The organism is Ignavibacteria bacterium (assembly GCA_013177855.1).
Taxonomy (GTDB): Bacteria; Bacteroidota; Ignavibacteria; order Ch128b; family Ch128b; genus Ch128b.
Genome location: JABLYA010000001.1, coordinates 1,745,331 through 1,770,803, shown reverse-complemented (window position 1 = coordinate 1,770,803; position 25,473 = coordinate 1,745,331). Strand labels below are relative to the sequence as shown.

General features: G+C 34.5%; 25 protein-coding genes. 4 read left to right on the top strand and 21 right to left on the bottom strand.

Annotated features, from left to right (window positions below; translation table 11 throughout):
* Window positions 1-85: 85 nt before the first annotated feature.
* Genes HPY57_07480 through HPY57_07465 form a run of 4 tightly spaced genes read left to right on the top strand, consistent with a single transcriptional unit; the run spans window position 86 to window position 4,377 of the window.
* Window positions 86-1,174 carry an adenosine deaminase gene (locus tag HPY57_07480; GenBank protein NPV11614.1) on the top strand — a complete coding sequence of 363 codons (1,089 nt, stop codon included), beginning with the start codon at window positions 86-88 and terminating at the stop codon, window positions 1,172-1,174.
* Window position 1,175: 1 nt separating this feature from the next.
* Window positions 1,176-1,511 carry a hypothetical protein gene (locus tag HPY57_07475; protein ID NPV11613.1) on the top strand — a complete coding sequence of 112 codons (336 nt, stop codon included), beginning with the start codon at window positions 1,176-1,178 and terminating at the stop codon, window positions 1,509-1,511.
* A 2-nt stretch (window positions 1,512-1,513) separates the two neighbouring features.
* A complete protein-coding gene (hutU, locus tag HPY57_07470) occupies window positions 1,514-3,175 on the top strand; it encodes a urocanate hydratase (GenBank protein NPV11612.1) in 1,662 nt (553 codons plus the stop codon).
* Window positions 3,176-3,192: 17 nt separating this feature from the next.
* Window positions 3,193-4,377 (top strand): phosphoglycerate dehydrogenase, encoded by a 1,185-nt coding sequence (locus HPY57_07465; protein ID NPV11611.1) that lies wholly within the window; start codon window positions 3,193-3,195, stop codon window positions 4,375-4,377.
* Between the two features lie 69 nt (window positions 4,378-4,446).
* On the opposite strand, the gene rplS is transcribed toward HPY57_07465, so the two are convergent.
* From rplS to HPY57_07360, 21 genes are all read right to left on the bottom strand, one after another.
* Complete coding sequence (gene rplS, locus HPY57_07460; protein NPV11610.1) at window positions 4,447-4,785, bottom strand: 50S ribosomal protein L19; 339 nt, start codon at window positions 4,783-4,785, stop codon at window positions 4,447-4,449.
* A 22-nt stretch (window positions 4,786-4,807) separates the two neighbouring features.
* Window positions 4,808-5,458, bottom strand: a complete 651-nt coding sequence (trmD, locus tag HPY57_07455; protein ID NPV11609.1) for a tRNA (guanosine(37)-N1)-methyltransferase TrmD — start codon at window positions 5,456-5,458, stop codon at window positions 4,808-4,810.
* Complete coding sequence (gene rimM / locus HPY57_07450; GenBank protein ID NPV11608.1) at window positions 5,448-5,963, bottom strand: 16S rRNA processing protein RimM; 516 nt, start codon at window positions 5,961-5,963, stop codon at window positions 5,448-5,450. Before rimM ends, trmD begins: the two co-directional genes overlap by 11 nt.
* A 13-nt stretch (window positions 5,964-5,976) precedes the next feature.
* Window positions 5,977-6,213: a KH domain-containing protein gene (locus HPY57_07445; protein NPV11607.1), complete on the bottom strand. Its 237-nt coding sequence runs from the start codon at window positions 6,211-6,213 to the stop codon at window positions 5,977-5,979.
* A gap of 70 nt (window positions 6,214-6,283) precedes the next feature.
* Entirely contained in the window at window positions 6,284-6,694 is a 411-nt protein-coding gene (gene rpsP, locus HPY57_07440; protein NPV11606.1) for a 30S ribosomal protein S16, read from the bottom strand.
* Between the two features lie 21 nt (window positions 6,695-6,715).
* The gene (ffh, locus tag HPY57_07435; GenBank protein NPV11605.1) at window positions 6,716-8,041 is read right to left on the bottom strand and encodes a signal recognition particle protein; all 1,326 of its coding nucleotides are present in this window, start codon (window positions 8,039-8,041) and stop codon (window positions 6,716-6,718) included.
* Window positions 8,042-8,113: 72 nt separating this feature from the next.
* Window positions 8,114-9,010 (bottom strand): ATP synthase F1 subunit gamma, encoded by an 897-nt coding sequence (gene atpG, locus HPY57_07430; protein NPV11604.1) that lies wholly within the window; start codon window positions 9,008-9,010, stop codon window positions 8,114-8,116.
* Window positions 9,010-10,560 carry a F0F1 ATP synthase subunit alpha gene (locus HPY57_07425; protein NPV11603.1) on the bottom strand — a complete coding sequence of 517 codons (1,551 nt, stop codon included), beginning with the start codon at window positions 10,558-10,560 and terminating at the stop codon, window positions 9,010-9,012. Before HPY57_07425 ends, atpG begins: the two co-directional genes overlap by 1 nt.
* Window positions 10,561-10,581: 21 nt before the next feature.
* Window positions 10,582-11,136 carry an ATP synthase F1 subunit delta gene (gene atpH, locus HPY57_07420; GenBank protein ID NPV11602.1) on the bottom strand — a complete coding sequence of 185 codons (555 nt, stop codon included), beginning with the start codon at window positions 11,134-11,136 and terminating at the stop codon, window positions 10,582-10,584.
* A 1-nt stretch (window position 11,137) separates the two neighbouring features.
* Window positions 11,138-11,665, bottom strand: coding sequence for a F0F1 ATP synthase subunit B (locus HPY57_07415; protein ID NPV11601.1), 528 nt, complete (start codon window positions 11,663-11,665; stop codon window positions 11,138-11,140).
* 33 nt (window positions 11,666-11,698) lie between these two features.
* Entirely contained in the window at window positions 11,699-11,926 is a 228-nt protein-coding gene (atpE, locus tag HPY57_07410) for an ATP synthase F0 subunit C (protein ID NPV11600.1), read from the bottom strand.
* A gap of 21 nt (window positions 11,927-11,947) precedes the next feature.
* Complete coding sequence (gene atpB / locus HPY57_07405) at window positions 11,948-12,796, bottom strand: F0F1 ATP synthase subunit A (protein ID NPV11599.1); 849 nt, start codon at window positions 12,794-12,796, stop codon at window positions 11,948-11,950.
* A gap of 366 nt (window positions 12,797-13,162) precedes the next feature.
* Window positions 13,163-13,414 (bottom strand): AtpZ/AtpI family protein, encoded by a 252-nt coding sequence (locus tag HPY57_07400; GenBank protein NPV11598.1) that lies wholly within the window; start codon window positions 13,412-13,414, stop codon window positions 13,163-13,165.
* Window positions 13,415-13,417: 3 nt separating this feature from the next.
* Window positions 13,418-13,774 (bottom strand): polymer-forming cytoskeletal protein, encoded by a 357-nt coding sequence (locus HPY57_07395; GenBank protein ID NPV11597.1) that lies wholly within the window; start codon window positions 13,772-13,774, stop codon window positions 13,418-13,420.
* Window positions 13,771-14,658: a M23 family metallopeptidase gene (locus tag HPY57_07390; protein NPV11596.1), complete on the bottom strand. Its 888-nt coding sequence runs from the start codon at window positions 14,656-14,658 to the stop codon at window positions 13,771-13,773. The genes HPY57_07395 and HPY57_07390 overlap by 4 nt, the downstream gene beginning before the upstream one ends.
* Before the next feature lie 23 nt (window positions 14,659-14,681).
* Entirely contained in the window at window positions 14,682-15,719 is a 1,038-nt protein-coding gene (locus HPY57_07385) for a glycosyltransferase family 9 protein (GenBank protein NPV11595.1), read from the bottom strand.
* Entirely contained in the window at window positions 15,707-16,573 is an 867-nt protein-coding gene (locus tag HPY57_07380) for a hypothetical protein (protein NPV11594.1), read from the bottom strand. The genes HPY57_07385 and HPY57_07380 overlap by 13 nt, the downstream gene beginning before the upstream one ends.
* 8 nt (window positions 16,574-16,581) lie before the next feature.
* Window positions 16,582-17,946, bottom strand: coding sequence for a GWxTD domain-containing protein (locus HPY57_07375; protein ID NPV11593.1), 1,365 nt, complete (start codon window positions 17,944-17,946; stop codon window positions 16,582-16,584).
* A gap of 76 nt (window positions 17,947-18,022) precedes the next feature.
* Window positions 18,023-19,048 (bottom strand): PorV/PorQ family protein, encoded by a 1,026-nt coding sequence (locus HPY57_07370; protein NPV11592.1) that lies wholly within the window; start codon window positions 19,046-19,048, stop codon window positions 18,023-18,025.
* A gap of 19 nt (window positions 19,049-19,067) precedes the next feature.
* The gene (locus HPY57_07365; protein ID NPV11591.1) at window positions 19,068-22,481 is read right to left on the bottom strand and encodes a T9SS type A sorting domain-containing protein; all 3,414 of its coding nucleotides are present in this window, start codon (window positions 22,479-22,481) and stop codon (window positions 19,068-19,070) included.
* Window positions 22,482-22,502: 21 nt separating this feature from the next.
* Window positions 22,503-25,466: a TonB-dependent receptor plug domain-containing protein gene (locus tag HPY57_07360; protein ID NPV11590.1), complete on the bottom strand. Its 2,964-nt coding sequence runs from the start codon at window positions 25,464-25,466 to the stop codon at window positions 22,503-22,505.
* Between the last annotated feature and the right edge of the window lie 7 nt (window positions 25,467-25,473).

Sequence of the window (25,473 nt, the reverse complement as noted above, 5' to 3'; positions counted from 1 at the left end):
TTCTTTAAATTTGAATAAAAGGTTACAAATTGCTTATTCAAACTTCATTAAATCTCACATTAATCCAGATTAAATCGAGGGCTTTATGCGAAAAGAAACTTTAGAAATTATTCGTGAAGTACCCAAGGTATTACTACACGATCATCTTGACGGAGGTTTACGACCTCAAACAATAATTGAACTTGCAAAAGAAATTAAATACAATAAGCTCCCAACTAACGATCCAGAAGAACTTGCTGCCTGGTTTCACGAAGGTGCAAACAAAGGAAGCCTTACAGAATATCTTCGAGGTTTCGAACATACAACCGCAGTTATGCAAACAAAAGAAGCACTTGAAAGAGTTGCGTTTGAGATGATTGAAGATATGTACAACGATGGAGTTGTTTACGTCGAAACCAGATTCGCTCCAGTATTTCATACACAAAAAGGATTGCATTGGGAAGAAGTTGTTCAAGCAGTACTTAATGGACTTGAAAAAGGAAAAGAAAAATATGGCGTTGGTTATGGTTTGATTATTTGTGCAATGCGAAATATGAAACTAAGCTTAGAAATGGCAGAACTCGCTGTTGATTTTCGCGATCGTGGTGTAGTCGGTTTTGATCTTGCCGGTGAAGAAGGTGGATATCCACCCAAAAAACATATTGAGGCTTTCCAGTACATTCAACGAGCAAACTTCAATATAACAATTCATGCGGGCGAAGCCTGGGGGAAAGAATCAATTTGGCAGGCATTGCAATGGTGCGGCGCACATAGACTCGGACATGCAACACGATTAATTGAAGATATGACGGTAATTGATGGTGAACTCGTTGCGATGGGAACATTAGCTCAATATGTTTTGGATAAAAGAATTCCATTAGAAATTTGTCTCTTGAGCAATGTCCACACAGGTGCAGTAAAAAGTCTAGAACAACATCCTTTCGGCATTTACTATAAAAACAAGTTCCGTGTTTTCTTAAACACTGACGATAGATTAATGAGCAACACAACAATGTCAAATGAATTTAAAGTTGCCGCAGAGGTGTTTGGTTTGACTTTAGATGATATGGAAAAACTCACAATCAATGCTATGAAAAGCGCATTTATTCATTATAATGAAAGAATAAATTACATCTATAATGTAATTAAACCTGGCTATCAAAAAGTTAGAGAAAAATTATTGGCGTTTAAGTGATATGAAACCATTATTTAAAAATTACAATTTCGAATTTGATTCATCTGAGAAGAAACTTCTTTCCACAATGGTCAAACAAATCCTTCGCCAAATTGAAGGTGATAACAGATATATCGCAGAAGTTAGAATTTATAAAAGCTTAAGTGACAAATTGGCTTCATCACAATCACCAATTAGACTCACTAAAGAAGAAGTAAAAAGATTAGAACTTCAATTAAAAGAAAATGCAAAGCTGTTACAAGAAAAAATTAAAAAATCTGTTTTCTTTTTACGATGGCTTTATAAACCTCTTCTCAAACAATATGAATCAATCTTAAATAGACATTTCAAACAATAGCTATGACAAATTTTAAATACGAACCAATCAGAGCTCCTCGAGGTTCTCAACTCAACACAAAAGGCTGGATTCAAGAAGCTGCTCTTAGAATGTTGATGAACAATCTTGATCCAGAAGTTGCAGAGAAACCTGAGGAATTAGTTGTTTACGGCGGGATCGGCAAAGCCGCTAGAAATTGGGATTGTTATCATGCGATAGTTCGCGAATTAAAAAATTTAGACAATGACGAAACTTTACTAATTCAATCAGGAAAACCAGTTGCAGTTTGGAAAACTCATACGCTTGCGCCAAGAGTAATCATTTCCAATTCAATGCTTGTTCCAAAGTGGGCAACCTGGGATGAGTTTCGAAGACTGGAAGCACTTGGCTTGATTATGTATGGTCAGATGACCGCAGGAAGCTGGATTTACATCGGAACACAAGGAATTTTACAGGGAACTTACGAAACATTTGCAGCCTGTGCAGAAAAATATTTTGATGGAACTTTGAGTGGAAAATTTTTACTCACATCTGGACTTGGTGGAATGGGAGGAGCTCAACCGCTCGCCGCTAAAATGAATGGCGCTGCGTTTTTAGGTGTTGAAGTCGATAGAGCAAGAATTGAAAAAAGATTGAAAACAGGATATCTCGATGTGATGAGCGAAAATCTTGATGAAGCTCTTGAATTGGTTTTAAAAGCAAAAAAAGAAAAAAAAGCTTTATCAGTTGGACTTCTTGGAAATGCAGCTGATGTTTTACCTGAAATTTTAAGAAGAGGAATTATACCTGATGTTTTAACTGACCAGACATCCGCACACGACACTTTAAATGGATATGTTCCCAATGGAATTCCTTATGAAGAAGCATTAAAACTTAGAAAAACTGATCCTGATAGATACATTCAGATGGCAAAGCAGTCAATTGTGATTCATCTTCAAGCAATGCTTGAATTTCAGAAGAAAGGTGCAATAACTTTCGACTATGGAAATAACATTCGCGGAGAAGCGTTTGCAAACGGTGTGAAAAACGCTTTCGATATTCCCGGTTTTGTTCCAGAATGTATTCGCCCACTTTTCTGTGATGGAAAAGGTCCATTTAGATGGGCAGCATTATCAGGAGATCCGCAAGATATTTATGTGACTGATGAAGCTGTCATAAATACATTCCCAGAAAATAAATCCCTTGTGAGATGGATTAAGCTCGCTCAAGAACATGTGAAGTTTCAAGGATTACCAGCAAGAATTTGTTGGCTCGGTTATGGTGAAAGAGCAAAGATGGGATTGATATTTAACCAACTCGTTCGAGAAGGAAAAGTTAAAGCTCCAATTGTGATTGGAAGAGATCATCTCGATTGTGGCTCTGTTGCCTCACCAAACCGTGAAACCGAAGGAATGCTTGATGGCAGTGATGCAATTGCTGATTGGCCCATACTCAATGCTTTGTTAAATACAATCGGTGGAGCAAGTTGGGTATCTGTTCATCATGGTGGTGGAGTTGGAATGGGATATTCAATTCATGCTGGAATGGTTATAGTAGCCGATGGAACAAAAGAAACGGATGAAAAACTTCAAAGAGTTTTGACTTACGATCCGGGAATGGGAATTGTTCGTCATGCCGATGCAGGTTATCAAAGAGCAATTGATAATGCTAAAAAATTTAATATTAAAATTCCAATGTTGAAATAAATTCTTGGGAGGTTAAAATGAAAGTTCTTATAGCTGATAAATTTCCAGAAAAATATATTGAAGAACTCAAGAACTTAGGACTTGAAGTAATTTATAATCCTAAATTAGGAGAGAACGATTTACCAGAAGCAGCAAAAGAAGTTGATATTTTAGTTGTTCGATCAACGGTAGTAAATGAAAAAACTATTTACGAAAGCAAAAACCTTTCATTAATTGTTCGGGCTGGTGCTGGCGTAAACAATATTGCCATTGCTGCTGCAAATAGAAAAGGAATTTATGTAAGTAATTGCCCCGGCAAAAACGCAATTGCTGTTGCAGAATTAACAATTGGACTTATGATTGCACTTGATCGCTGGATACCGGATAATGTTATCGACTTCAGAAATGGAATCTGGAATAAAGATAAATATTCTAAAGCTCAAGGACTTTATGGAAGGACACTTGGAATTATAGGTGTTGGTAATATCGGTAAAGAAGTTGCAAAAAGAGCACTTGCTCTTGGAATGAATGTTTATGGAAAAGATATTTCAAGAATTGAAGGAGTAGCAATTAAAGATTTTTCCGAAATGGATCAATTACTCCCTATGTGTGATGTTGTCTCAGTTCATCTTCCACTTACTGACCAGACAAGAAATTTATTTGATCAAAAAATGTTCAGTTATATGAAAGACGGTGCTTTGTTTATAAATACCTCACGTGCAGAAATTGTTGATGAAGATGCTCTGCTCTGGGCAGTTGAAAATAAAAAGATAAGAGCCGCACTTGACGTATTTAAAGACGAACCTGAAAGTAAATCCGGCACAGTCAGTTCAAAACTTCAATCAAATCCAAATATTTATGTAACTCACCATATTGGTGCATCAACCGAGCAAGCTCAAAATGCTGTTGCAGAAGAAACAGTAAGAATTATTAAAGATTATTTAACCAGTGGTGTGATTGCTCATTGGGTTAACCGAGCTAAAATTACTGATGCAAAGCATCAGCTTGTTGTTAAACATTATGATAAACCGGGAGTTCTTGCATCTGTCTTAAATATAATTCGTGAGGCAAACATTAATATTGAAGAAATTGAAAATGTGATTTTCGAAGGCGGGATTGTTGCGTGCTGCACTATGAAATTAAGAGAGCCATTGCCTCAGGAATTGTTAAATCAAATTAAAAATAATGAAAATATCTTAAGCGTCTCTCACGTAGCTCTTTAATATTTGATCCATTTAAAACAAAAAAGGCTATCAAGTATTTGATAGCCTTTTGCTTTTTTAAATACCAGGTTACTTTGATTTTATCTTTGCAGCTTTTCCAGAAAGTTTTCTTAAGTAATAAAGTTTTGCTCTTCTAACTTTTCCTTCTCTGACAATTTCTATTTTTGCAATTCTTGGTGAGTGCATTGGAAAAATTCTTTCCACTCCAACACCGCTTGAAATTTTTCTTACTGTGAAAGTTTGATCAATTCCACTTCCACGAATTGAAATTACATCTCCTTCAAATTGCTGAATTCTTTCTTTATCTCCTTCGATCACTCTGAAGTGAACATTAATTCTATCTCCAGGTTTGAATTTAGGAAGATCAGTCCGAAGCTGCATCTGTTTAACTTTATCTAATTTGTTCATTTTCTCATCTCCATTAAATTTTTTAATCAATCTTTGTTGAATATTTTTCTTTCCACTCTCTAATTTTATTATGATCTCCTGAAACTAAAACTTCAGGAACTTTCAAACCCAAAAAATCTTGCGGTCTTGTATAAATCGGCGGCTCAACATAATCATCATCAATGAAAGAATCAGTCAAAGCTGATTCGCTGTCACCTAATGCACCTGGTAAAAGTCTTACAACCGCATCGACAATCACCAGTGCAGGAAGTTCGCCACCACTCAAGACAAATTTTCCGATCGAAATCTCTTTCGCATTAAATAAATCTATTACTCTCTGATCAATCCCTTTATAATGTCCGCAAATGATAATTACATTTTTCAGTAAAGACAATCTCTTTGCTTCTTTCTGCGTAAAAATTTCGCCTTTAGCTGAAGTCACAATAATCTCATCGTAATTTCTTTCAGCTTGCAGTTTTTTTACGCATTTATAAATTGGTTCCGGCATTAAAACCATTCCACTTCCACCGCCATAAGGTTTATCATCAATCTGTCGATATCTTCCTATACCATAATCATGCAAGTTATGAAGATGAATTTCAACTATCCCTTTCTCTCTTGCTCTTTTTATAATACTATAATTGATAGGGCTTTCCAAAATCTCAGGCACTGCAGAAATTAAATCAAATCGCATCATTTGTATCAAAAAATCCTTCGTAGTTTTTAATTCTTATAAATTTTTTTTCGATGTTAATTTCATCAATGTAATCTTTAACAGCTGGATAAAAAACTTTCCTTTTATCTCTTAATTCTATTTCATAAATATCATTTGAAGCAAGAGAAATTACATCCACAATTTTACCAATTTCAATTCCGTTTTCATCAATCACTAAAAGCCCAATCAAATCATGGATATAATATTCATCTTCATCCAGCTTTCGTAATTCATCTTCAGCAATGACAATATTTTTTTCTTTCAGCCTCAATGCAGAGTCAATACTGTCAATTCCTTTTAATTTTATGCAAATAAAATTTTTATGCGGAAAAGATTCTTCAATCAAAAATTCAAAGAGCGAATTATCAATTTCAATTTTTACAAGATTACCTTTTTCAAACCTTTCCAGAAAATCAGTAAAAGGTTTTACTTTAACAGTCCCCTTAATACCATGAGGACCAACAATTTTTCCGATTAAAATCATTTAAAAGTAAAGACTACTTATCAGCAATTTCCAAGATGGCTCTTTTACCATCTTTAGCAGCAACTGCTGTAAGAAGTACCCTCATTGCCTGAGCCGTCTTGCCCTGCTTTCCAATAACTTTACCGATATCTTCTTTTGCAACTTTAAGGGTCAAGACAATCTTATTTTCAGTAACTTCTTTTTCCTCGACCTGTACCCCATCCGGCTTATCAACGAGGTATTTCGCCATCATTTCGACGAATTCTTTCATTGTATTTCCCTCCAAATTGGGGTGCAATAACTGTGCACAGGCAGAGGCTCAGAAAATTTCAGCTTCTGCCTTATCCCTCAGAAGCTGCACCTTTTACTTCTGATGCACCTTTCTTTTTCTTTTTAGCTTTTGGTTGTTCTGCTAACTTTTTAAGCTTTTCTTCCTGTCTTGCTTTGAATTGTTGTAAAGCTTCTTCAATTTTTTCTGGTTCAACTTTTTTTCTCATTAGATGATATTTAAGCAAAATACCTTCTTTTCTAAAAAGACTTCTTACAGTATCAGTTGGCTGTGCACCGTTTTTTAACCACTTTATTGCTTTATCTTCTTTGATAAGCACTTCGGGTGGGTTGGTTCGAGGATTGTATGTTCCAACAACCTCAATAAACTTTCCATCCCTTGGTGAACGGGAATCAGCTGCAACTATTCGATAGAATGGTTGTTTCTTTTTACCTAATCTTTGCAATCTTAACTTTACTGCCAAAGTTTATCCTCCATATGATTCTTAATTTAATTTCAAATTAAAATTACGAAATGCTTTATTAAAATCCATATTGTTTAACTTTTTTATCATTTTCTGCATTTCTTCAAATTGTTTAACCAATCTGTTTACTTCTTGTATACTTGTTCCGCTGCCTTTAGCAATTCTTCTTTTTCGACTTGCGTTCAAAATTCTTGGATTGCGTCGCTCTTCTTTTGTCATCGAATTTATTATTGCTTCAACTTTTACGAAAGCTTTTTCATCGACCTGTACATTTTTTTGTATTGAGGATAATCCAGGTATCATTGAGAGAATTTGCGAAAGTGAGCCAAGCCTTTTGATAATTCTTAATTGATCTCTAAAATCTTCAAAATCGAATTTGTTTGAACGAAGTTTTTCTTCTAACTTTTTTGCTTCTTTCTCTTCAAATGCGCTTTGTGCTTTTTCAACTAAAGTTACAATGTCCCCTTTACCCAGAATTCTTGATGCCATTCTGTCAGGATGAAATACTTCAATGGAATCTAATTTTTCACCAAGGCTGACAAATTTTATGGGTTTATTCACAACAGCACGAATCGAAAGAGCGCATCCACCTCTGGTATCACCGTCAAGTTTGGTGAGGACAATTCCATCATAATTTATTTTGTCATGAAAAGCTTTAGCAGTATTTACTGCATCCTGACCAGTCATCGAATCAACGACAAAATATGTCTCTGTTGGTTTCGTTACATCTTTTATCTTTGCAATTTCTTCCATCATTTCTTCATCAATATGAAGACGGCCAGCGGTATCAATTACGATTGCATTAAAACCATTTTCTTTTGCATACTCGATTGCATATTTGGCAATTTCGACTGCGTTTTTATCTTGATGAAATACTTCAACATTAATTTGCTTACCCAATTGTTTTAATTGCTCAACAGCAGCTGGACGGTAAATATCGCAAGCCACAAGCAATGGTTTTAAGCCAGCTTTCTTTAGATAATTAGCAAATTTTGCAGCGAAAGTTGTCTTGCCTGAGCCCTGCAATCCCGCAAGTAAATAAATAGATGGCGGAGTGTTGGCGAAAACAAGCGGAGAAGTTGTTCCTCCAAGTAAATCAATTAATTCATCATTGATAATTTTAATGATCAACTGGCCTGGAGTAATCGAAGAAATAACTTCTTTTCCGAGAGATTTCTTTTCTACTTTCTCAATAAACTCTTTAGCAACTTTATAGTTGACATCTGCATCTATTAAAATACGACGTACTTCACGTAGGGCATCAGAGATGTTTTTTTCAGTTAGCTTTCCCTGACCGCGAATCTTTTTGAAAGCGCTTTCGAGTTTTTGAGTTAATTCTTCAAACATAAAAATAAAGTTAGATTAAAGCCTACAAAATTAAGGAATTGCTCGAAATTTTAATAATTGTAGAAGCTAAGTTTACCCTTGTTCTTTTAGAGCATCTGCGCCGGCAACAATTTCCAGAAGTTCTTTCGTTATAGCCGCCTGACGTGCTCTATTATAAGATAGGCTTAAGATTTTTAGCAATTCTTTTGCATTTTCAGTGGCGTTATCCATTGCAGTCATTCGAGCACCTTGCTCTGATGCGTTTGACTCAAGAATAATACGCCACATTTGAACTTCTAAATACTTTGGCAAAAGAGTATCTAAAATTTTTTCTTTTGTTGGTTCGTATATAAACTCGATTATAGGTTTATATTTTTCTTGATTCGTTTCTTCTTTTTTCTCTACCACAATTGGCAAAATTTGAACCTGTTTCACAACCTGACTAATCACTGATCTGAATTCATTATAGATAAAAACTACTTTATCAGTATTTCCGATTAAATATTCATTGACAAGAAAATGAATTACACCCAACGCATTTTCATAATTAAGATTGGCAAAGAAATTAACATAACCTTTTTTAACAGGATAATTTCTTTTAGTAAAATAATCATTCCCTTTCTTTCCAATACAAACAATATCAAGGTTTTTTGTGTCAAGATAGCTCTTTAATTCTGTTTTAATGAAATCTTCTGCATAACGAAGCAAGTTTGTATTGAACGAACCACAAAGTCCACGATCACTTGTAACAACTACAACTGTAACTCGATTTACTTCTCTTGGATGAAGTAAAGGATTATTGTAATCATTAATGTTAGAAACAAAATTGTCTAGCAAGTTAGAAATTGTATTAGCATAAGGTCTGAAATTTAAAATAGCTTCCTGAGCACGTCTCAATCTTGCAGCAGCAACCATTTTCATTGCTTTCGTGATTTGCTGCGTGCTTTTAATTCCAATGATTCGTCTTCTAATTTCTCTTAAAGTTGCCATTAGCTGCTTTTCTTAAATGTTTTTAAGAATTCTTCACCGATTTGTTTTAATCTTGCAATTAATTTATCTGATAGATCTTTTGTTTCTAAGATTTCCAGGAAAATATCATTGTGCTTCAATTCGATATATTCTAAGATTTCCTGTTCAAATCTTCTGACATCGGCAACAGGAATCTGGTCAAGATAACCAGCTGTTCCATAAAAAATGGAAACAACTTGTTTTTCAACAGGCATTGGTTTGTATTGATCCTGCTTTAATAATTCCACAAGTCTCTGACCTCTTCTCAATTGTCTTTGGGTTGCCTGATCAAGATCGGAACCAAATTTTGCAAATGCTTCAAGTTCACGATATTGAGCAAGATCCAATCTCAATCTTCCAGCAACTTTTTTCATTGCTTTGATTTGAGCATTACCTCCAACTCTTGATACAGAGATACCGACATTTATTGCTGGTCTAACACCTGCATTGAAGAGGTTCGGTTCAAGGTAAATTTGGCCATCAGTAATTGAAATAACATTTGTTGGAATGTAAGCTGAAACATCACCAGCCTGTGTTTCAATGATAGGAAGAGCTGTTAAGCTTCCGCCACCAAGTTCATCACTCAACTTTGAAGCTCTTTCAAGTAAACGGCTGTGAAGATAGAAGATATCTCCAGGATAAGCTTCTCTTCCTGGCGGTCTTCTTAACAATAATGAAACCTGACGATAAGCTTGAGCATGTTTTGATAAATCATCATAAATAACAAGAGCGTGTTTTCCGTTGTCTCTGAAGTATTCACCTAAAGTTGCGCCAGAATATGGAGCGATAAACTGCATAGGTGCTGGATCACTTGCACTTGCAAGAATAACTGTTGTATAATCCATTGCACCTTCTTCTTCAAGTTTAGCGACTACTTGTGCAACTGACGAACCTTTTTGTCCGATTGCTACATAAATACAATAAACTGGTTTTACACCATATTTTTTTGCTTCTTCGGTGTGTGTCCACTTTTGATTGATAATGGTATCAATTGCAATGGCAGTTTTTCCTGTTTGGCGATCTCCGATAATTAATTCTCGTTGGCCTCGTCCAATTGGTATCATTCCATCAATGGCTTTAAGACCAGTTTGAAGGGGCTCTTTCACTGGCTGACGATAAATCACACCAAGAGCCTTCCTCTCTATTGGCAAAAATTGTTTAGACTTAATTGGTCCTTTGCCATCAAGCGGCTGACAAAGTGGATTAACAACTCGTCCCAGTAATTCTTCCCCAACTGGGATCGAAGCAACTCTTTTTGTTCTTTTGACGATATCGCCTTCTTTAATTAAGGTATCATCACCAAATAAGATTGCGCCAACATTATCTTCTTCAAGATTTAAAACCATTCCAAAAACACCATTGGGAAACTCAACGAGTTCACTAGCCATAACTTTTGATAAACCATAAATGCGGGCGATACCATCTCCGACCTCAAGAACAGTTCCTACATCATAAACATCCACTTCAGATTCAAAACCTGAAAGTTCTTTTCTAAGTATTGCTGAAACTTCATCTGGTCGAACTTCTGCCATTGCAATTCACCTCTTTTGTTTCTAATTCAGTTTTTCAGTTCCGAATAAAAATTTCTTTCGAAGTAATTCGAGCTGATGCTTTAATGAAGCATCTATCAAAGTATCGTCAATTTGAACGATAAATCCGCCTAAAAGATTTTTATCAATCAAAAGATTAATATTAACTTTTTTGCCAAGATTATTTTCAAGAACCGATTTTAGTTCGTTAATGTGTTTCTCATCAAGTTCAAATGCGGATCTTACCAAAACGCTCTTAATATTTAGATATTCATCTTTCATTTGTAAGAATCTTTTGATGATATCCAGAAGCAAATCAGAACGTTGACGATTAATAATAAGTTCACAAAACTTCAGGGATGTTTCTGAAATTTTATCTTTAAAAAGTTCTGCAAATATTTTTCGCTTTTTATCACGCTTAACTATTGGGCTTTTAATCAGGAGATAAAGCTCTCGAAGAGATAATACATTATTCTGGACAAATTCAAGATCCTTAACAATCACATCAAGAAGATTTTCACTAACTGCTAAATCAAGCAAAGCTTTTGCGTATCTATTTGTGACTTTTGTGTTCAGCATTTCAACCTTTTGGAAGATTTTGAATTAATCTTTCGACAAGTTTCTTGTGTTTCTCTTTATCGAGAGTCTCCTGAAGAATTTTCTCCGCTGCCTGAATTGACAAATCAGCTACAATTTCTTTTAATTCACCCAGAGCTTCTTGCTTTTTGCTTTCAATTTCCAGCCTGGCTGACTCAATCATCTTCTGAGCTTCTTCATTAGCCTTAGAGATAATATCATTTCTTAGTTTATTCGCATATTCTCTGCCTTCATTAATAATTTTTCTAACCTGCTCTTCAGCCTCGGCAAGATTTTTCTTGTTCTGTTCAAGAATTTCTTCAGCTTCTTTTCGAGCTTTTTCTGCTTTCTCAAGAGAGGAACGAATATTATCTTCTCTCTCTTTTAATGCCTGGAGAATTGGCTGCCAGGCGGTCTTCTTAAGAATTACAAGCAAGATGATAAATGTTACAATCGTCCAGAAGATTAAGCCTGGATTGACATCAAGCAAACCGCCTTTTTCACCGCCGCTGTAAAGCAGGAGAAAATTCATCAACCCTAATAACGAAAACATTTTATCTTCCTTTTATTTAAGTGCTAAGAGAATACAAATAACTAATGCAAAAAGAGAAACACCTTCGATCAAAGCAGCAGCAATGATCATCGATGTTCTTATATCACCGAGTGCTTCTGGCTGACGGCTACTTGCTTCCATTGCCGCACTGGCAAGTTTACCGATACCGAATCCAGCACCAATAACTGTTAATGCAGCTCCAAATCCTGCTGCTAAATATGCAAACAATAATGGGTCCATTATTTTTCCTCCATATTTTGTTTAATGTTCTTGATGAATTGCCATTCCAATAAATAGTGAAGATAACATTGTAAAAATATAAGCTTGAATTAACGCAACGAGTAACTCAAGTAAATAAATAAACAGAGCAAAAAGAATTGAAACAGGTGAAATAATGGGTGTTTTCAATATAAAAATTAAACCTATCAATGCTAAAATAACAACGTGACCTGCAGTCATATTCGCAAAAAGACGGATCATCAAAGCAAATGGTTTTGTAAATAAACCTAAAATTTCAACAACGAACATAATAGGCAAAAGGAAAACTGGTACACCGTGAGGAATTAAACCTTTGAAATAACCAATCACGCCATTTTTTTTCATACCAGCAAATTGAATCATAATAAAACTTAACAAAGCAAGCGAACCAGTTACAGAAATATTTGAAGTGGCTGTTGCCCCATAAGGTAAAAGTCCAAGCAAATTACAAGTTAAAATGAAAAAGAAAATTGTTCCCAAAAATGGCAAGAATGTTTTGATATATTTTTCACCAATAGTAGGAGTAACAATTTCATCTTTAATGAATTCAATTATCATTTCAACAAGATTTGCAAGACCTTTTGGAACTAAACTTTTTTTGTAGCTCCTTGCAGTATAAATCATTAAAAAAGCCACTATCAAACCAGCAAGCCAGAGAAAAACAACATGTTTTGTAACAGCTAAATGAAAATGTATTCCAAATAAATTTATATCAAAGGATGGAAGATGGATCACACCAAATGGCTCAAAATCAAGTACGTTGCTGTCCGTAATATGCTCAATTATCCAGCTACTGCTCGAGCTTTCCTTAGCATGCAAGGTATCTTTTAATGCTTGTGTTGTATCAAACATATTTTGTCTTTTTCAATGACTTTGAAATGTAATTTAGCTCAATAATCTGGTTAATTACATAGAAAATGAATAGCGAAAATAAGAAACTGATTGGACTTATGCTAATGTATTTCAAAACTAGAAATATTAACAAAAGCAATAAAATAAGCCTTAAAATCATCCCGCCAAAATAAATTTTAAGGAAATTTCTATTGTCTTTGTTCTTTGATAATTCGAAAGCTAAAATTCCAACTACAATACTTGTTAGTACGATTAACCACCCCCAGAACACACTCATTTTAATTTTTGAATCAGAAATTATAAAAAGGCTAATAACGAACGGAATAAAATTAAATAAAAACAAACTCCTTAAAACACTAATCATTCCTAACCTTTTTTATCCTTAGAAGTGAGTTTCAAAACCGATTTAATAAAGTTATAGATTGCCGCAACTCCTCCCAAAAACGAAAAAATTATAATTAAAATAGGATAAGTACTAAATTTTTGATCAAGCCAGTAACCGAGATAAAACATTAGAATAACAGTTGCAGCCAATTGAGTTCCTAATCCAAGATAAGGTCCAACTTTCTTGTAACCATTTAAAATTTTTCTTTGATTGTCAATTAACTTACCTGACAAAGCTTACTCCGATTCGGAATTACTTTTAGATGCCAAACATTTCCCATTTAACTCAGCACCTTCTTCGATTATCAATATTTTTGTTTTGATATCTCCATTAATTTTTGATTTAGAACCAATTGTAAATTTTTCTTTTACCAGTATATTACCTTCAACAATTCCATTACACTGGAAATTATTTACCTGTATATTACCTTTTATTTGAGCATCCTCCGTCAAAAATAAATTTCCTTCCAGAATGATATCGCCTTCAATTTTTCCATCAATCTTTAAATCTCCAGCGCCATTTAAATTGCCTTTGAATGTAATATGCTTGGCAATTAATGATAATTCGTCGATTTGATTTCTTTTGTCTTTCATTTTAAATCCACCAATATTTTTTGTGGGTCGAGTGGTGTTTGATATTTCCAAATTTCAAAATGTAAATGCGGTCCTGTTGTCAGTTTTCCTGTGTTTCCCGAAAGACCAATTATATCTCCCTGTTTTACAAAATCTCTTTCCTTTTTTAAAATCTGACTTAAATGTTTATAGACAGTAATGTATCCTTTCGAATGTGATAAAATTATTTTGTATCCATCGTTAATGGTATAGTCAGCAAAAACGACAATTCCCGAAGCTGAAGCTCTGACAATCGAGCCAATTGGCATACCAAAATCAATTCCATAATGAGAAATTTCTTTATTAAAACCCCTTGTTACAAGTCCTTCTGCTGGTTTGATAAAGAAGAGCATTTCATTTTTATTCTTCTCAGAGTTCGAATTTTTAGATTGTTCTTCTTGAAAGGCCTGAAGAAACCTCAAAAAAATAAAATAGAGATTATTTGATAACCGGCTTTTGCCAAGAATTCTAAGTGAGTCTCTTCGCATCCTCTCAATTTGATAATTGGTATCGAGGTCTCGAGGATCAATTGGAATCGGCTTACCTTCAATTATGTACTGAAGTCGTTCATTAATTTTTTGCACTCGATCGACTTCTCGAGAAAGTGCCAGGACTTTTTCTCTTAATTCTACAATCTGTCCGTAATCTTCTTTCGAAAGGTAAGGTGAATCTGGTAAAATTTTACCAAGTGGTGTATAAGTAATAAGAAGCACAAGAGCCAGATTCGAAAAGACTAAAACAAGCAGAATTAATAATAAAGCTTTAACTGAATTAAATCTATAAGTCTTCAGATTCTTTGTTGCGTCTTTAGGAACTAAAAGTAGCTCGTAATCAAATCGAAAAATTTTCTTTAATATCTTCATCATACCAATACAAAATTACAAAATGCTTAATTAAGCTTTTTTATCATTTCAATCGCATTTTGATAAATAATATCAGGTTTCAAATCAATCATACATCTGAAATGACTTTCAGGGCATTTTTTATAACCGTGTATTCCGCAGGGTTTACAGTATAAATTTTCTATTTGAACAACTCTATCAATATCACGGAAAGGATAAAATCCGAATTGAGGAATTGTAGAACCGTAAATGGTCAGAACAGGTGTATTAGTAAAAACTCCCATGTGTGTCGGTGCACTATCATTACAAATTAAAAGATTAGATAAATTAATTAAGCTAATACTTTCTTTTAGTTTTAATTTCCCAACTAAATTTAGGAGATGATTCTCGGCATTAACATATTTTTCAATCTTTAGTCCAGTTTCAAAATCTTCACTTGAACCTATTAGAACTATCTTGATTCCTTCTTCAATTAATTTTTTAGTTAATGCAGCATAATAATACTCCGGATATCTTTTAGTCGCCCAGGCAGTCCCAGGTGCAATAACAGCAATATATTCCTTATTAGACTTCCATGACATGAATTTATCGTTGAAAATATAGTCATCTAAATTGAGTTTAATTTTTTCTTTCCAATCTAATTTAGGATTAAAGTAACTTAATAGACTCAAATTTCTTTGTATTTCATGAATTTCTTGCCTATAATTCACGATATGTGAATAGAGAAAGTTTAATGATGATTTATCGAAAGATATTCTAATCTTTGCCTTGCTCAAAAAAGAAATTATTGCGCTTCTAGCCGAACGATGCGGTGAAATCACAATGTCATATTTGTTTTCGATTTTTTTGACTACTTCAAAGATAGATGATAGATATTTCGATTTATCAATAAAGATAAACTCGTCAACGCCACTATAAATATCTTTTACCTGATGCAATTCTTTCTTAATTAAAAAAGTTACTTTATAGGCTGGATTTATTTTTTTAAGATGATGAGCAACTGGTAAAGTTAAAAGAACATCCCCGAGAAATGCGGTTTGAATTACCAGAATCCTTTCAAAATTATTTTTAATTAATGTCTCCATCGATTATGAAACCAGAGCCATTGTTCAGGATACATTCGTATGTAATCTTCAAGCAGCGATATATATTTTTCACTCATAGTCTTGATTTTTTCTTGATCATTTTCTTGATCAGGCGGTTCAATTTCGTGTAATTCAACCGTATAGGTAAAATCACTTTGTCTTATTGCAACAGCAAAGATTAAGGGCGCTCCTGTTTTGATAGATAAAACAGCAGGACCCTCATAAACATGCGTAAGTTTGTTAAAGAAATTTAATTCCAAAGAATTTTGACTAGCCCTCTGATCTGCGAGCAATGCTATAATTTTCTTCTCAAGCAATTCCTTGAAAATATTTTTCACTGATAAACCTAAAGGAACAACTTTATTCCCAAATTTTGTGCGCCAGCTATTGATAAAATTATCAACAAATGGATTTCGAAGCGGTTTGGTTACAATAGAGAATTGAGTTTTTAATCTAAGTGCTGCCGATAAAGCGAGTATTTCCCAATTTCCAAAGTGAGCAGAAACAAAAATCAATCCTTTGTTCAAGGAAAGGGCTTTATGTATTAACTCTGGATTTTTTATATTGATTAAATTTTCAATTTCAACTTTTTCCAAAAATGGCAAATACAAAATTTCAATTAGAACGATAAACAAATTCTGGTAAGTTTTTTTTGCGATTCGCTTAGTTTCATTCTCATTTAAATCGGGAAAAGCAATTTTTAAATTTTTAAAGACAAGATCTTTACGAATTGGTATGAAATAATAAAAAATGAAGGCTAACAATTTTGCCAGCCTTCTTGAAGAGTTTAATGATAATCTTGATATTACAAAGGAGAGTAATCTTAATAAAAAATACTCGATTTTATTTTTCATCAAAATGTTTATCGACTTTTTTGAACCCGCCTAAACCAATTCTCGTCATGCATTTCGCCTCTGTGTGTAGAGTGTATAAGAATCATTTGACCTGTTCCTGTAATATCTCCAAATACAAATATTACCCCACCCTCGATGTTGTTGTATGACCAAATTTCATACGGATATGCATCCATTTCGTTTGGATATCTATCAATTTCGGAAGGTTCACCATATACTATATAAACTCTACCACGATCACTGCGCCAACCTTTTTCTCTCGAACCTCGAAACATTTCATCAGCTTTCTTAACTCTTTCAAAATATTCAATCTTTCTTTCGTTTTCTGAAGTATTTGGATCGGGGTCTCGTTGTTTCCAGAAATTAAATAAGAAATTTTTCTTTGCATCAAGATCAGAGAGTGAGTTCCATCGTTTTATCTCATCACTTGTAGCAATATACTTTGATTGTTCAAATGCTAAGTTTAATTCTTCTTCCGTCATTACACTAAATTCTGATGAAAGAAGGTCAGCATCTGTCCTTTTTGAAACAATTTCTTCTTTTATCTGAGGGTTAAAAATGTAAAACTTTTTGGATGAAACAAGTCCAAAGTTATTCAGCGAATCGATTAAGTAAATAGCAAGTGTATAAGTCCCACTTGGATACTTGGTTATGTTAATTGCTCCAACTTCAACAATTGAATTATATTTCCTTTGAATAAGTTTTTCTCTGGAATATTTTTCCCTACCCTGAGCATCAATTACCTTAGAAATTAATTTTAAGTTATTAGTATTCTCACCTTTTAGTAAATCATAAAGTTCGATATAGTAAAACAATATTGGAAGTTGCTCACCATAAACATTACTCGGATTTGGATAAGTTTCGTAAGTGTTTTTATAGAAATACGAGCCCTCGTTGTCTGAATTTTCTATGATGTTACTGCAAAGTTGTATATCGCTTAATGCAAAATTCTTTGTCGAGATGGAACTTATTTTTAATGGAAATGAAATTGATATAGAATTTGTAGAATCAAAATAATCTATCACATCAAACTTTAATGCATATTGTCCAGGTTGAACTTTAAATCCAAGAACGCCAGTTAAATACTTTTCGCCATCAAAGTTTTGTTCGTTTATTTCATTCACTATTCTAAAATTTCTGTATCCAGCTAAATTATCATTTTGATCTTTGAGAATTACTCTTATCTCAGCTTCGTTAATGTTATCACTTACTTTCAAGGCCTTATTAGATATTCCATAATAAAGTTCAAAATAAACACTATCTGAGTTGTACTTAAATCTCGAATAGTCTAAAAAGACATTTGATTCGGTCAGTTTTTGACCGAAAATGTTGCCTATTAAAATGCTGATTAAAATTATTAATATCTTTCTCATAGTACACAAAATTAAAGGCTACCCGAAGCATAAACAACTTCAGGTAGCCTTTCCTTTCAAGCTTGTTGGTTGTTTACTACAAACCTAATTTAATCGTAAATACATGTTGTGCACCAGTTGGGAAGTCACGAACTGCACGATAAGCATAATCAAAATCAAAGAATACACTTCCCTCGAAACTGTAACTAACACCTGCACCAAGAGTCAAACCATAAATATTATCTTCTGGTTTGCTACCAAGCAGATAGTTATATCCACCTCTTAAGAAAAATGTATTTAAGAAACCATATTCCAATCCGAATGAAAGCACATCTTCATAGAAATTATTGTTGGTGAATTTTCCAGCCAACATCAAGTAGTTTTGTTGATTGAAATCATATTTATAAGATGTGCTCAATTCAAAATAGCTTGGAATTTGGAATTCTTCAGTTGAGGGTTCATAAACACCAAAACCTGCACCTGGCGGATTATCTGGTATCTGATTTTTTACCTGTAAATCTGGTCCTCTATAAGCCATATTTGTTCCGATGTTAGTAACTGCAACTCCCAATCTCATATTATTTGGGAATTTATACTGAACACCGAAATCTATTGCAGCACCAGTTGCTGAAACATTAGTAATTGATTCATAAATTACTTTAAGTGTTGCTCCAGCTGATACTCTATCTGTAATTTGTTTTGAATATGTTAAACCAGCTGTCATTAATGATGGTGAATAAGTTGCGCCTGTTCCATCAGGGTTATCGAATGTTGTGATCGGAATATCGCCAAGATTAAATGTTTTGAAGCTTAACCCGAATGTTCCGTAATCACCAAGATTAGCACTCAAAGCAAAATATGAAACCTTTATATCTGCAAGATAATCCATATAACTAAACATTGCTTCCGAACGACCCGCAAGATCTAATCCTGCCGGATTGTAATAAATTGCTTCAACACCTTTAACATCACCAATAAAAGCTCCACCAGTAGCAATACTTTTCGCACCAACGGGTATCAACAACTGTTCGGCACCATTTGTACCTTTGCGGGCAACATCACCCGCAAAGGCTACATTAACTAAGAATACTAATAAAACTACTAAAAAACTTCTCTTTTTCATGTCTTTATCCCTCATCTTGTTAGAATCGTTTAATTTGCTTTTGAGGTTGAATGATAGAGAACTTCAATACTTTCTCACCTAATCCTGGTGATGATACAACTGCCAGATAAACACCTGACGCTGCTCTTAATCCATCTTTGTTCTTGAGATCCCAATTCATAAATGGTTTTGGATCATTCTTTGTCAAGACACGCAGCAATTGTCCAGATAATGTATAAATCTTAATTGTAACTTCAGTTGGTAAGTTAGAGAAGGTTACAAATGGCTCATCGTTCTTCGGGTTATTGGGATCTGAATAGTATCCAACTGTTGGATTGTAAGCATATAATGGATTTGGATAAACTGTTACACGATCCATTAATGATTTCTTATAATCCTGAGTTACACCTTCACCAGCTCTTGTTGTTCTAAAAGTGAACTTATCAGCGGTTGTTAATGGATAAGAAATCGGAATTGTATAAACATCATTTGAACTCCAAGTTGCGTTAGAATCAACCTTTTCAAAACCTACAACATAAATTGCACCTAACCATTTTGCTTTGGCTCTATCAATTTGTTCTTGTGTAAATCCTGCTGCAGCTGGTGGATTCCAACCATTCAAATTAGCATAGGTTTTTGTACCAGTTGTTGGAAGGTAACCAACATACTCCATTTGTTGACCATTTTCATCGTATGGTTGATCAAAAATTAAAATGTATTCTCTTGTCTTTGTCAAATCTAAATAAGGATCCCATTGACCATCAGGGTTACCGCCGGCAGTTCTTGTTTCAACAAAAGCACAGGCTAATCTTTGTTGAATCCCTTTACGAGTATCCTTCTTCCATACCTGGAATGGAACATCAACAAAATATTCACCAGGTTTGCCAATACCTGTAGTTGTTCCTGCAGCACTTGTGTATTGAGTACCAAGTGTATTACTTACAAATCTATATGCTTTTCCAGGCTGGAATCTAATCTCAATTTGAGCCAATTTATCAGCTGTTATTAAATTGTGTCTCTCATTACCAAGAGTTGCAAATGGACTTATATAAGGTGAAATAATATCCTTACCTAAATAAAAAACACCAGATATATTTGAACGTTCAGCTGCAATCCAATCTGTATTTAGTGATTTTTTTACCGGTTTAATCTCCGCGGGTACCCAAGTTATTCTTGGGACAAACCCATCTACTATAGGGATTGTATATTTAAAATCTTCTTCTATTAAATTATCGTACCTATTTGAGCTTTTTACAAGAGTATCCCCTGTATTTTTATTAACCAATGTCCAATTCATAAAATAGACTACAGAATCTTTATTTCTAAAGAATGATATTTCATATTCGTTACCAGTCAACTTTGATTTATCAATTTCTTCGAAATAAGCAGAAGCTTCACTGACACCAACTAAATTAATATCATTTTTCAAAACATATGGATCATTTAAATCCTGACCTGGAATTACTTCAATAATTCTTTTAGGATTTACCATTTCACCAATACCTGCATAAGCACCGATTATATAGTTAGATGTTAATCCACCTGGATCAACCGGAGAAATTGCATCATGATTAATTGAATAACCAATCAGTGCAAAGTAGTATGGCTTACCTTTGACAATTGGACCCCCAGTCCAAGGATCAGTTGTTATTTCAAAATTAATCCATCCAGTAAATGGATTACCAAATAAATTTTTATCGAGCTGAATTCCTTTAGGATGGAGTAATTTTACTTCTCCTGAAAAATCTTGCTCTAGTATGTCATCAATTTTATCTTTAATATCCCAAGATGCAAGTAATTTTGCATTCTGAATTCCAGCAACTTCATCAGCAATGCTCTTGGTTCTAAATGTCCAAAGTTCAAAACCATTAAATTTAAAGTTTTTCCAAGCAAAATTTACGGCTTCAGCTGTATTCCAAATAAAGTTGATTTTATTCTCAGTTGTTTGAATTTTTGGTTGTGGTTGCTTAGGAGTTGGGGGCAAACTAAAATTATTATCATAGATAATCTGTGCAAAGTCAGATGTTTTTTTAGCAACTTGAATGCTAGATAGAGCTGATTTTCCTCTTCCGACTATTAAAGCTGCAACTATTACTACGGTGTCTTGATATGGCCTTAAACGGAATTTACCAGTATTCACCATCATTCTTTCGTCAGCGGCTGTAGTTTGCAACCAACCGATATTTTTAAATGGATCACCGGAGTAGAAAAATCTTGGATCTACTTGATCACATTTTACTCCACCTACCACACTACCAAATGTCCAAGTACATGGATTTAAAGGTCTCCCCTGTCTATTGTAACCTTGAGTATAATATCTTAACTCAATTCTATTTCCAGGGTCTGCCTGTTCTACAGGTTGAGACTGGAAATACTGTAAAAACGAACTAATACCAAGTTGCTTGTAACCTACTAAGGTGTCAATACCTAAAACTGGACCACGAATATTAAATGCAGTATCTGAAGAATTTCCAGTATAAACAAATGGTCCCTGGAAGAAGTCTACTAAGTAAGTTGGTGGATTAGGACCGTATTCATTATCTGAACCCTGGTTATAAACATATCCAGCATTTCTTCCCTCTGGTGGAGTCTTTGCATAACCGGAAGCAGAGGCAGGGACATCGCACCCTACTAAATCATCAGTGTAATCACCTAAATCAGGGTCTGCCCAAACGGAGAAGTAAACACTATCAAGAACTTTTCCGTCTGGATTTTTATTAATTACTTTATAACGAACAAACAACATATTTCCAAGTAAACCAGATGAAGCAAACCCAAAAACTGTTTGATGAATTTCAATTCCTAATGGTGGTACATCAGTATATCTTCTGTCCCTTGCTGGAATACCATCATTTATTACGCACCAGACTGTCTCATCACCGAGAAGATCAGGTCGATCTTCATCTGGATCCCATTGACCATTTCCATTTTTATCGACTGGATTATATTTACCATCATGATCTCCATCGTAGAAATCAGCTCCTAATGCAACAGCATCTTTCCATTCCTGCCAGCTTGCGCTAAATGGTTCTTCATCTGTACGAACAATATATAATTTATTCTTTGGATCAGTTGGATCAGAACCGACAGGACCAGGTTGATAATCTTGAATTCTTGATGCCGTAGCAACACCATTTGCCCATAAAAATTCGTTTGGTGTTCCTAAGTCAACATAACCTGACATACAAAAACCACCGGAAAACAAGAATGTATGCCCATCAAATTTACCACCTGCGGTTTTCGGTGGGATAGCTACATCTGCAAAAACACCAGCATTATTCAATGGCATTTCAAGGTTATTAATATTCATATAATAAGCGCCAACTACCTTATTCAATCTTTGAGCTGAGGATTTATCACCAGATTTCTCAATCGAAGTAAAGCCAAAGAACAAAGCCAGTAATACAATTGAAACAGCAGCAAATTTTAAAACTTTTAATCTTTTGTTTTTCATAGCTCTTACCTTCCTCATTTATTAGAATTTAATTCCTGAAAAATTAACTTTGAGACCAAGTTTTATCATCCTTGGAATACCAAAGTTATCAGGATTTCTTTCCAGTGTCGTGTAATCAGCTCTAAATAAATCTGGATATGGCTTGCTATCAGCAACAGCTTTACCTTTTGCAGTATTCAAATAACCTGTTGTCCATGGGCTGCCAGTTGAACGATAAACATTAATAACATTATCTGCATCAAGTAAGTTATCAATCCAGATATACGGAGTGATTAACATATTTCCGAATGCTTTGAAGGTTTTCTCCAATTTCATGTCAATTCTGAATCTTCCCGGACCATATCGGCTGTTAACATAACCTTTGGTATCTCCATAATTTGTTTCTCCACCACCTTGTGGTGAAATATCCTGCTCTTCAAGTGGTGTATATGGTCGTCCACTTGCAAATTCAGCTAAAATATTCAAACCAGTCCTTTCAAATATTCCAAGTTTGCCTTCGGGTATAAAGACATCAACAATGACAGTTCCGGTATGTCTCTGATCGAAATCGAGTGGAGCAATGACTTTTGGAACTGAGTTATCCGGGTTTCTAAATGTTGCAACATAAGATGAACTTGTTGATGAGCCAGTACCCTCAGCAATCTGATAAGTATAATTAACTGAAAGAGCTATAAAATGATAACGAGCTAAATCAAGGGTTAAAGTAAGTCCTTTGATTGTACCGAAGTCAGCATTCGATGGACCATAATATGTATTTTGTTCACCCGTTGGTCGATAAAATACAGTTGTAGTCCAGTTAATCAAACCTTTAGTATTTTTATAGAAAGCAGTTAAACCTAATGCAGCAACATTGTCACCCAAAATCTGCCTGAAGCCTAATTCATATTGAGTTGTCACTTCACTTGAAATTAATCCAGTTCTTGCCAATCTATTACCATCGGTCAAGAGTACCTGGAAGTGTCTTGGCCAGGTAAATATATCTGCAAGACTCGGTGCTTGAATAAATTTTCCATATTGGGCGTGGAATACTGTTGTTGCTGTAACAGGGAAACCAATGCCTAAACGTGGGCTAATGTGAAACTCTGGTTTCTTGGGTTCAAAATCTTCGGGATCAAGATTTTGTGGATCTCCAAATTTAAATGGATTTTGTGGGTCTCTAATTACATCACTCTTAGAGTTAAGATAATCAAATCTTAATCCGAAGTTGATAACTAAGTCTGGTAATTCAAATCGATCCTGTATATAACCATAAGCAATAATTGGCTTCTTTGGAGGAATTACGCTGTCACCTTCTGTGAAAGAATCACCATAGATGTTATAACCCCAATAGAATGGTATTCTTTCTTTATAACGGGTGAATTTATCTTTTATCAATCCCGGTGCTCTAATATTTCTTGCAATAGCCATCGGTGAAATTGAATATCTATGTAATTCATGCAATTGAGCACCAACACCAAATTCAATTAAATGTTTACCAATTTGTGAAGTAAAGTCAAAATCTATTTGATATGAATAGTTTGCGTTTTTGCTATAAGCATAGTCAAAAGATCCTTCATCGGAGAAAATACCAATAGAATCACTATCAAAGAAAGCACCTTGATAAAAACCATTCAATTTAATAAACGGATTGTAAAGTGTATCGCCCCATTTCTCTAAATCATCACCAAAAATTGGGTGTGTTCGTTTGTCTTTAAAAATCTTGTAACCAAAGTTTAAGTTCCAGAATGCATTTGCTCCAAGATTTTGACTAATTCTTGCTGAATAAGAGTAATTCTGCTGCTCATAAACAGGATTCATATAGGAATTGTTCTTAACATAAGAATAATCAAAGATTCTTCGATTAATTGTATTTATAATTGCGCCTAAACGTAATGTAACTATTCCTAAATCATGATAGGTTTTTCCTGAAAATCTCCAGGTACCTCTTGTATTGTGGGGTCTGTATTCGTAAGTTTTTCCATTACTATAAGCGACATTTTCCCATCTTATATCTGCACCTGCTGGAATTTCCATTCCTGGAGTCCAGACTTGTTTATTTCCTGTCACGGGATCAACGATCACTATATCACCAGCAGTTCGAATTGGGGTCTTAAATTCTATAGGAATTGCAGGTGGATCCTGATCTAAGAACCAACCTCTTTCAGCTGATAAGAAGAAAGTGTGTTTTGATTGATTTGGAACAAATGGTCCACCAATGTTTAAGGTATAGAGGTTATATCCAAATTTATCAGTGAATGTACTTGTTAAAACATCGCCAAAAACAGAATATTGAGAGCTTCCGCTTTTAGTTGTAACATTGATGATACCACTTTGAGCTTGGCCATATTTTGCTTCAAATCCTCCTATCTGGAAAGAAATCTGTTCAATTGCTGAATTTGAAACCTGTGTATATGCTGTGTTCCAATAAGGATCGTTTTGAACAACTCCATCAATAATATAAAGAACTTCATTACCACGGCCACCCTTCACATTAATAGTTGCATTTCCATCAACTCCTCCTGAACCTTCAGCCATTACAACACCTGCGTTCAAAGCAGCAATTTTCTGAACGCCCCTGACAGGCACCCTTGAAATTTCTTCTTTATCGATTACTTTAACAGTATTTGTAGCTTTTTGTTCAAAGAATGTTCTTTGAGATGTTACCGTAATTTCCTTTAATTCGGCTGTTGCTTCTTCAAGTGCAATATTTAGTTCTTTTGTAATTCCTGCTACAATACGAACATCTTTAATAATTTGGGTTGCATAACCAACGAAACTAACCCTGACATCATAAGTACCTGGAACAACATTGATGATAAAATACTCACCTTTAGCATTTGTAGCTGCACCTAATTCTGTACCAACAATCAAAACATTTGCTCCAGGAAGCGGGTCACCAGTTCTGGCATCGGTTACTTTACCTGCTAATTTCCCTGTCGATGTTTGAGCATAAATATAGTTAAACATCAGGGAAACTGCCCAGATGACAAGTAAAAACTTTTTCATTATTTCT

Coding starts and splice junctions, on each gene's coding strand:
- HPY57_07480 (NPV11614.1), top strand. CDS start 86: ATGCGAAAAGAAACTTTAGAAATTATTCGTGAAGTACCCAAGGTATTA.
- HPY57_07475 (NPV11613.1), top strand. CDS start 1,176: ATGAAACCATTATTTAAAAATTACAATTTCGAATTTGATTCATCTGAG.
- hutU (NPV11612.1), top strand. CDS start 1,514: ATGACAAATTTTAAATACGAACCAATCAGAGCTCCTCGAGGTTCTCAA.
- HPY57_07465 (NPV11611.1), top strand. CDS start 3,193: ATGAAAGTTCTTATAGCTGATAAATTTCCAGAAAAATATATTGAAGAA.
- rplS (NPV11610.1), bottom strand. CDS start 4,785: ATGAACAAATTAGATAAAGTTAAACAGATGCAGCTTCGGACTGATCTT.
- trmD (NPV11609.1), bottom strand. CDS start 5,458: ATGCGATTTGATTTAATTTCTGCAGTGCCTGAGATTTTGGAAAGCCCT.
- rimM (NPV11608.1), bottom strand. CDS start 5,963: ATGATTTTAATCGGAAAAATTGTTGGTCCTCATGGTATTAAGGGGACT.
- HPY57_07445 (NPV11607.1), bottom strand. CDS start 6,213: ATGAAAGAATTCGTCGAAATGATGGCGAAATACCTCGTTGATAAGCCG.
- ffh (NPV11605.1), bottom strand. CDS start 8,041: ATGTTTGAAGAATTAACTCAAAAACTCGAAAGCGCTTTCAAAAAGATT.
- atpG (NPV11604.1), bottom strand. CDS start 9,010: ATGGCAACTTTAAGAGAAATTAGAAGACGAATCATTGGAATTAAAAGC.
- HPY57_07425 (NPV11603.1), bottom strand. CDS start 10,560: ATGGCAGAAGTTCGACCAGATGAAGTTTCAGCAATACTTAGAAAAGAA.
- atpH (NPV11602.1), bottom strand. CDS start 11,136: ATGCTGAACACAAAAGTCACAAATAGATACGCAAAAGCTTTGCTTGAT.
- HPY57_07415 (NPV11601.1), bottom strand. CDS start 11,665: ATGAATTTTCTCCTGCTTTACAGCGGCGGTGAAAAAGGCGGTTTGCTT.
- atpE (NPV11600.1), bottom strand. CDS start 11,926: ATGGACCCATTATTGTTTGCATATTTAGCAGCAGGATTTGGAGCTGCA.
- atpB (NPV11599.1), bottom strand. CDS start 12,796: ATGTTTGATACAACACAAGCATTAAAAGATACCTTGCATGCTAAGGAA.
- HPY57_07395 (NPV11597.1), bottom strand. CDS start 13,774: ATGAAAGACAAAAGAAATCAAATCGACGAATTATCATTAATTGCCAAG.
- HPY57_07390 (NPV11596.1), bottom strand. CDS start 14,658: ATGATGAAGATATTAAAGAAAATTTTTCGATTTGATTACGAGCTACTT.
- HPY57_07385 (NPV11595.1), bottom strand. CDS start 15,719: ATGGAGACATTAATTAAAAATAATTTTGAAAGGATTCTGGTAATTCAA.
- HPY57_07380 (NPV11594.1), bottom strand. CDS start 16,573: ATGAAAAATAAAATCGAGTATTTTTTATTAAGATTACTCTCCTTTGTA.
- HPY57_07375 (NPV11593.1), bottom strand. CDS start 17,946: ATGAGAAAGATATTAATAATTTTAATCAGCATTTTAATAGGCAACATT.
- HPY57_07370 (NPV11592.1), bottom strand. CDS start 19,048: ATGAAAAAGAGAAGTTTTTTAGTAGTTTTATTAGTATTCTTAGTTAAT.
- HPY57_07365 (NPV11591.1), bottom strand. CDS start 22,481: ATGAAAAACAAAAGATTAAAAGTTTTAAAATTTGCTGCTGTTTCAATT.
- HPY57_07360 (NPV11590.1), bottom strand. CDS start 25,466: ATGAAAAAGTTTTTACTTGTCATCTGGGCAGTTTCCCTGATGTTTAAC.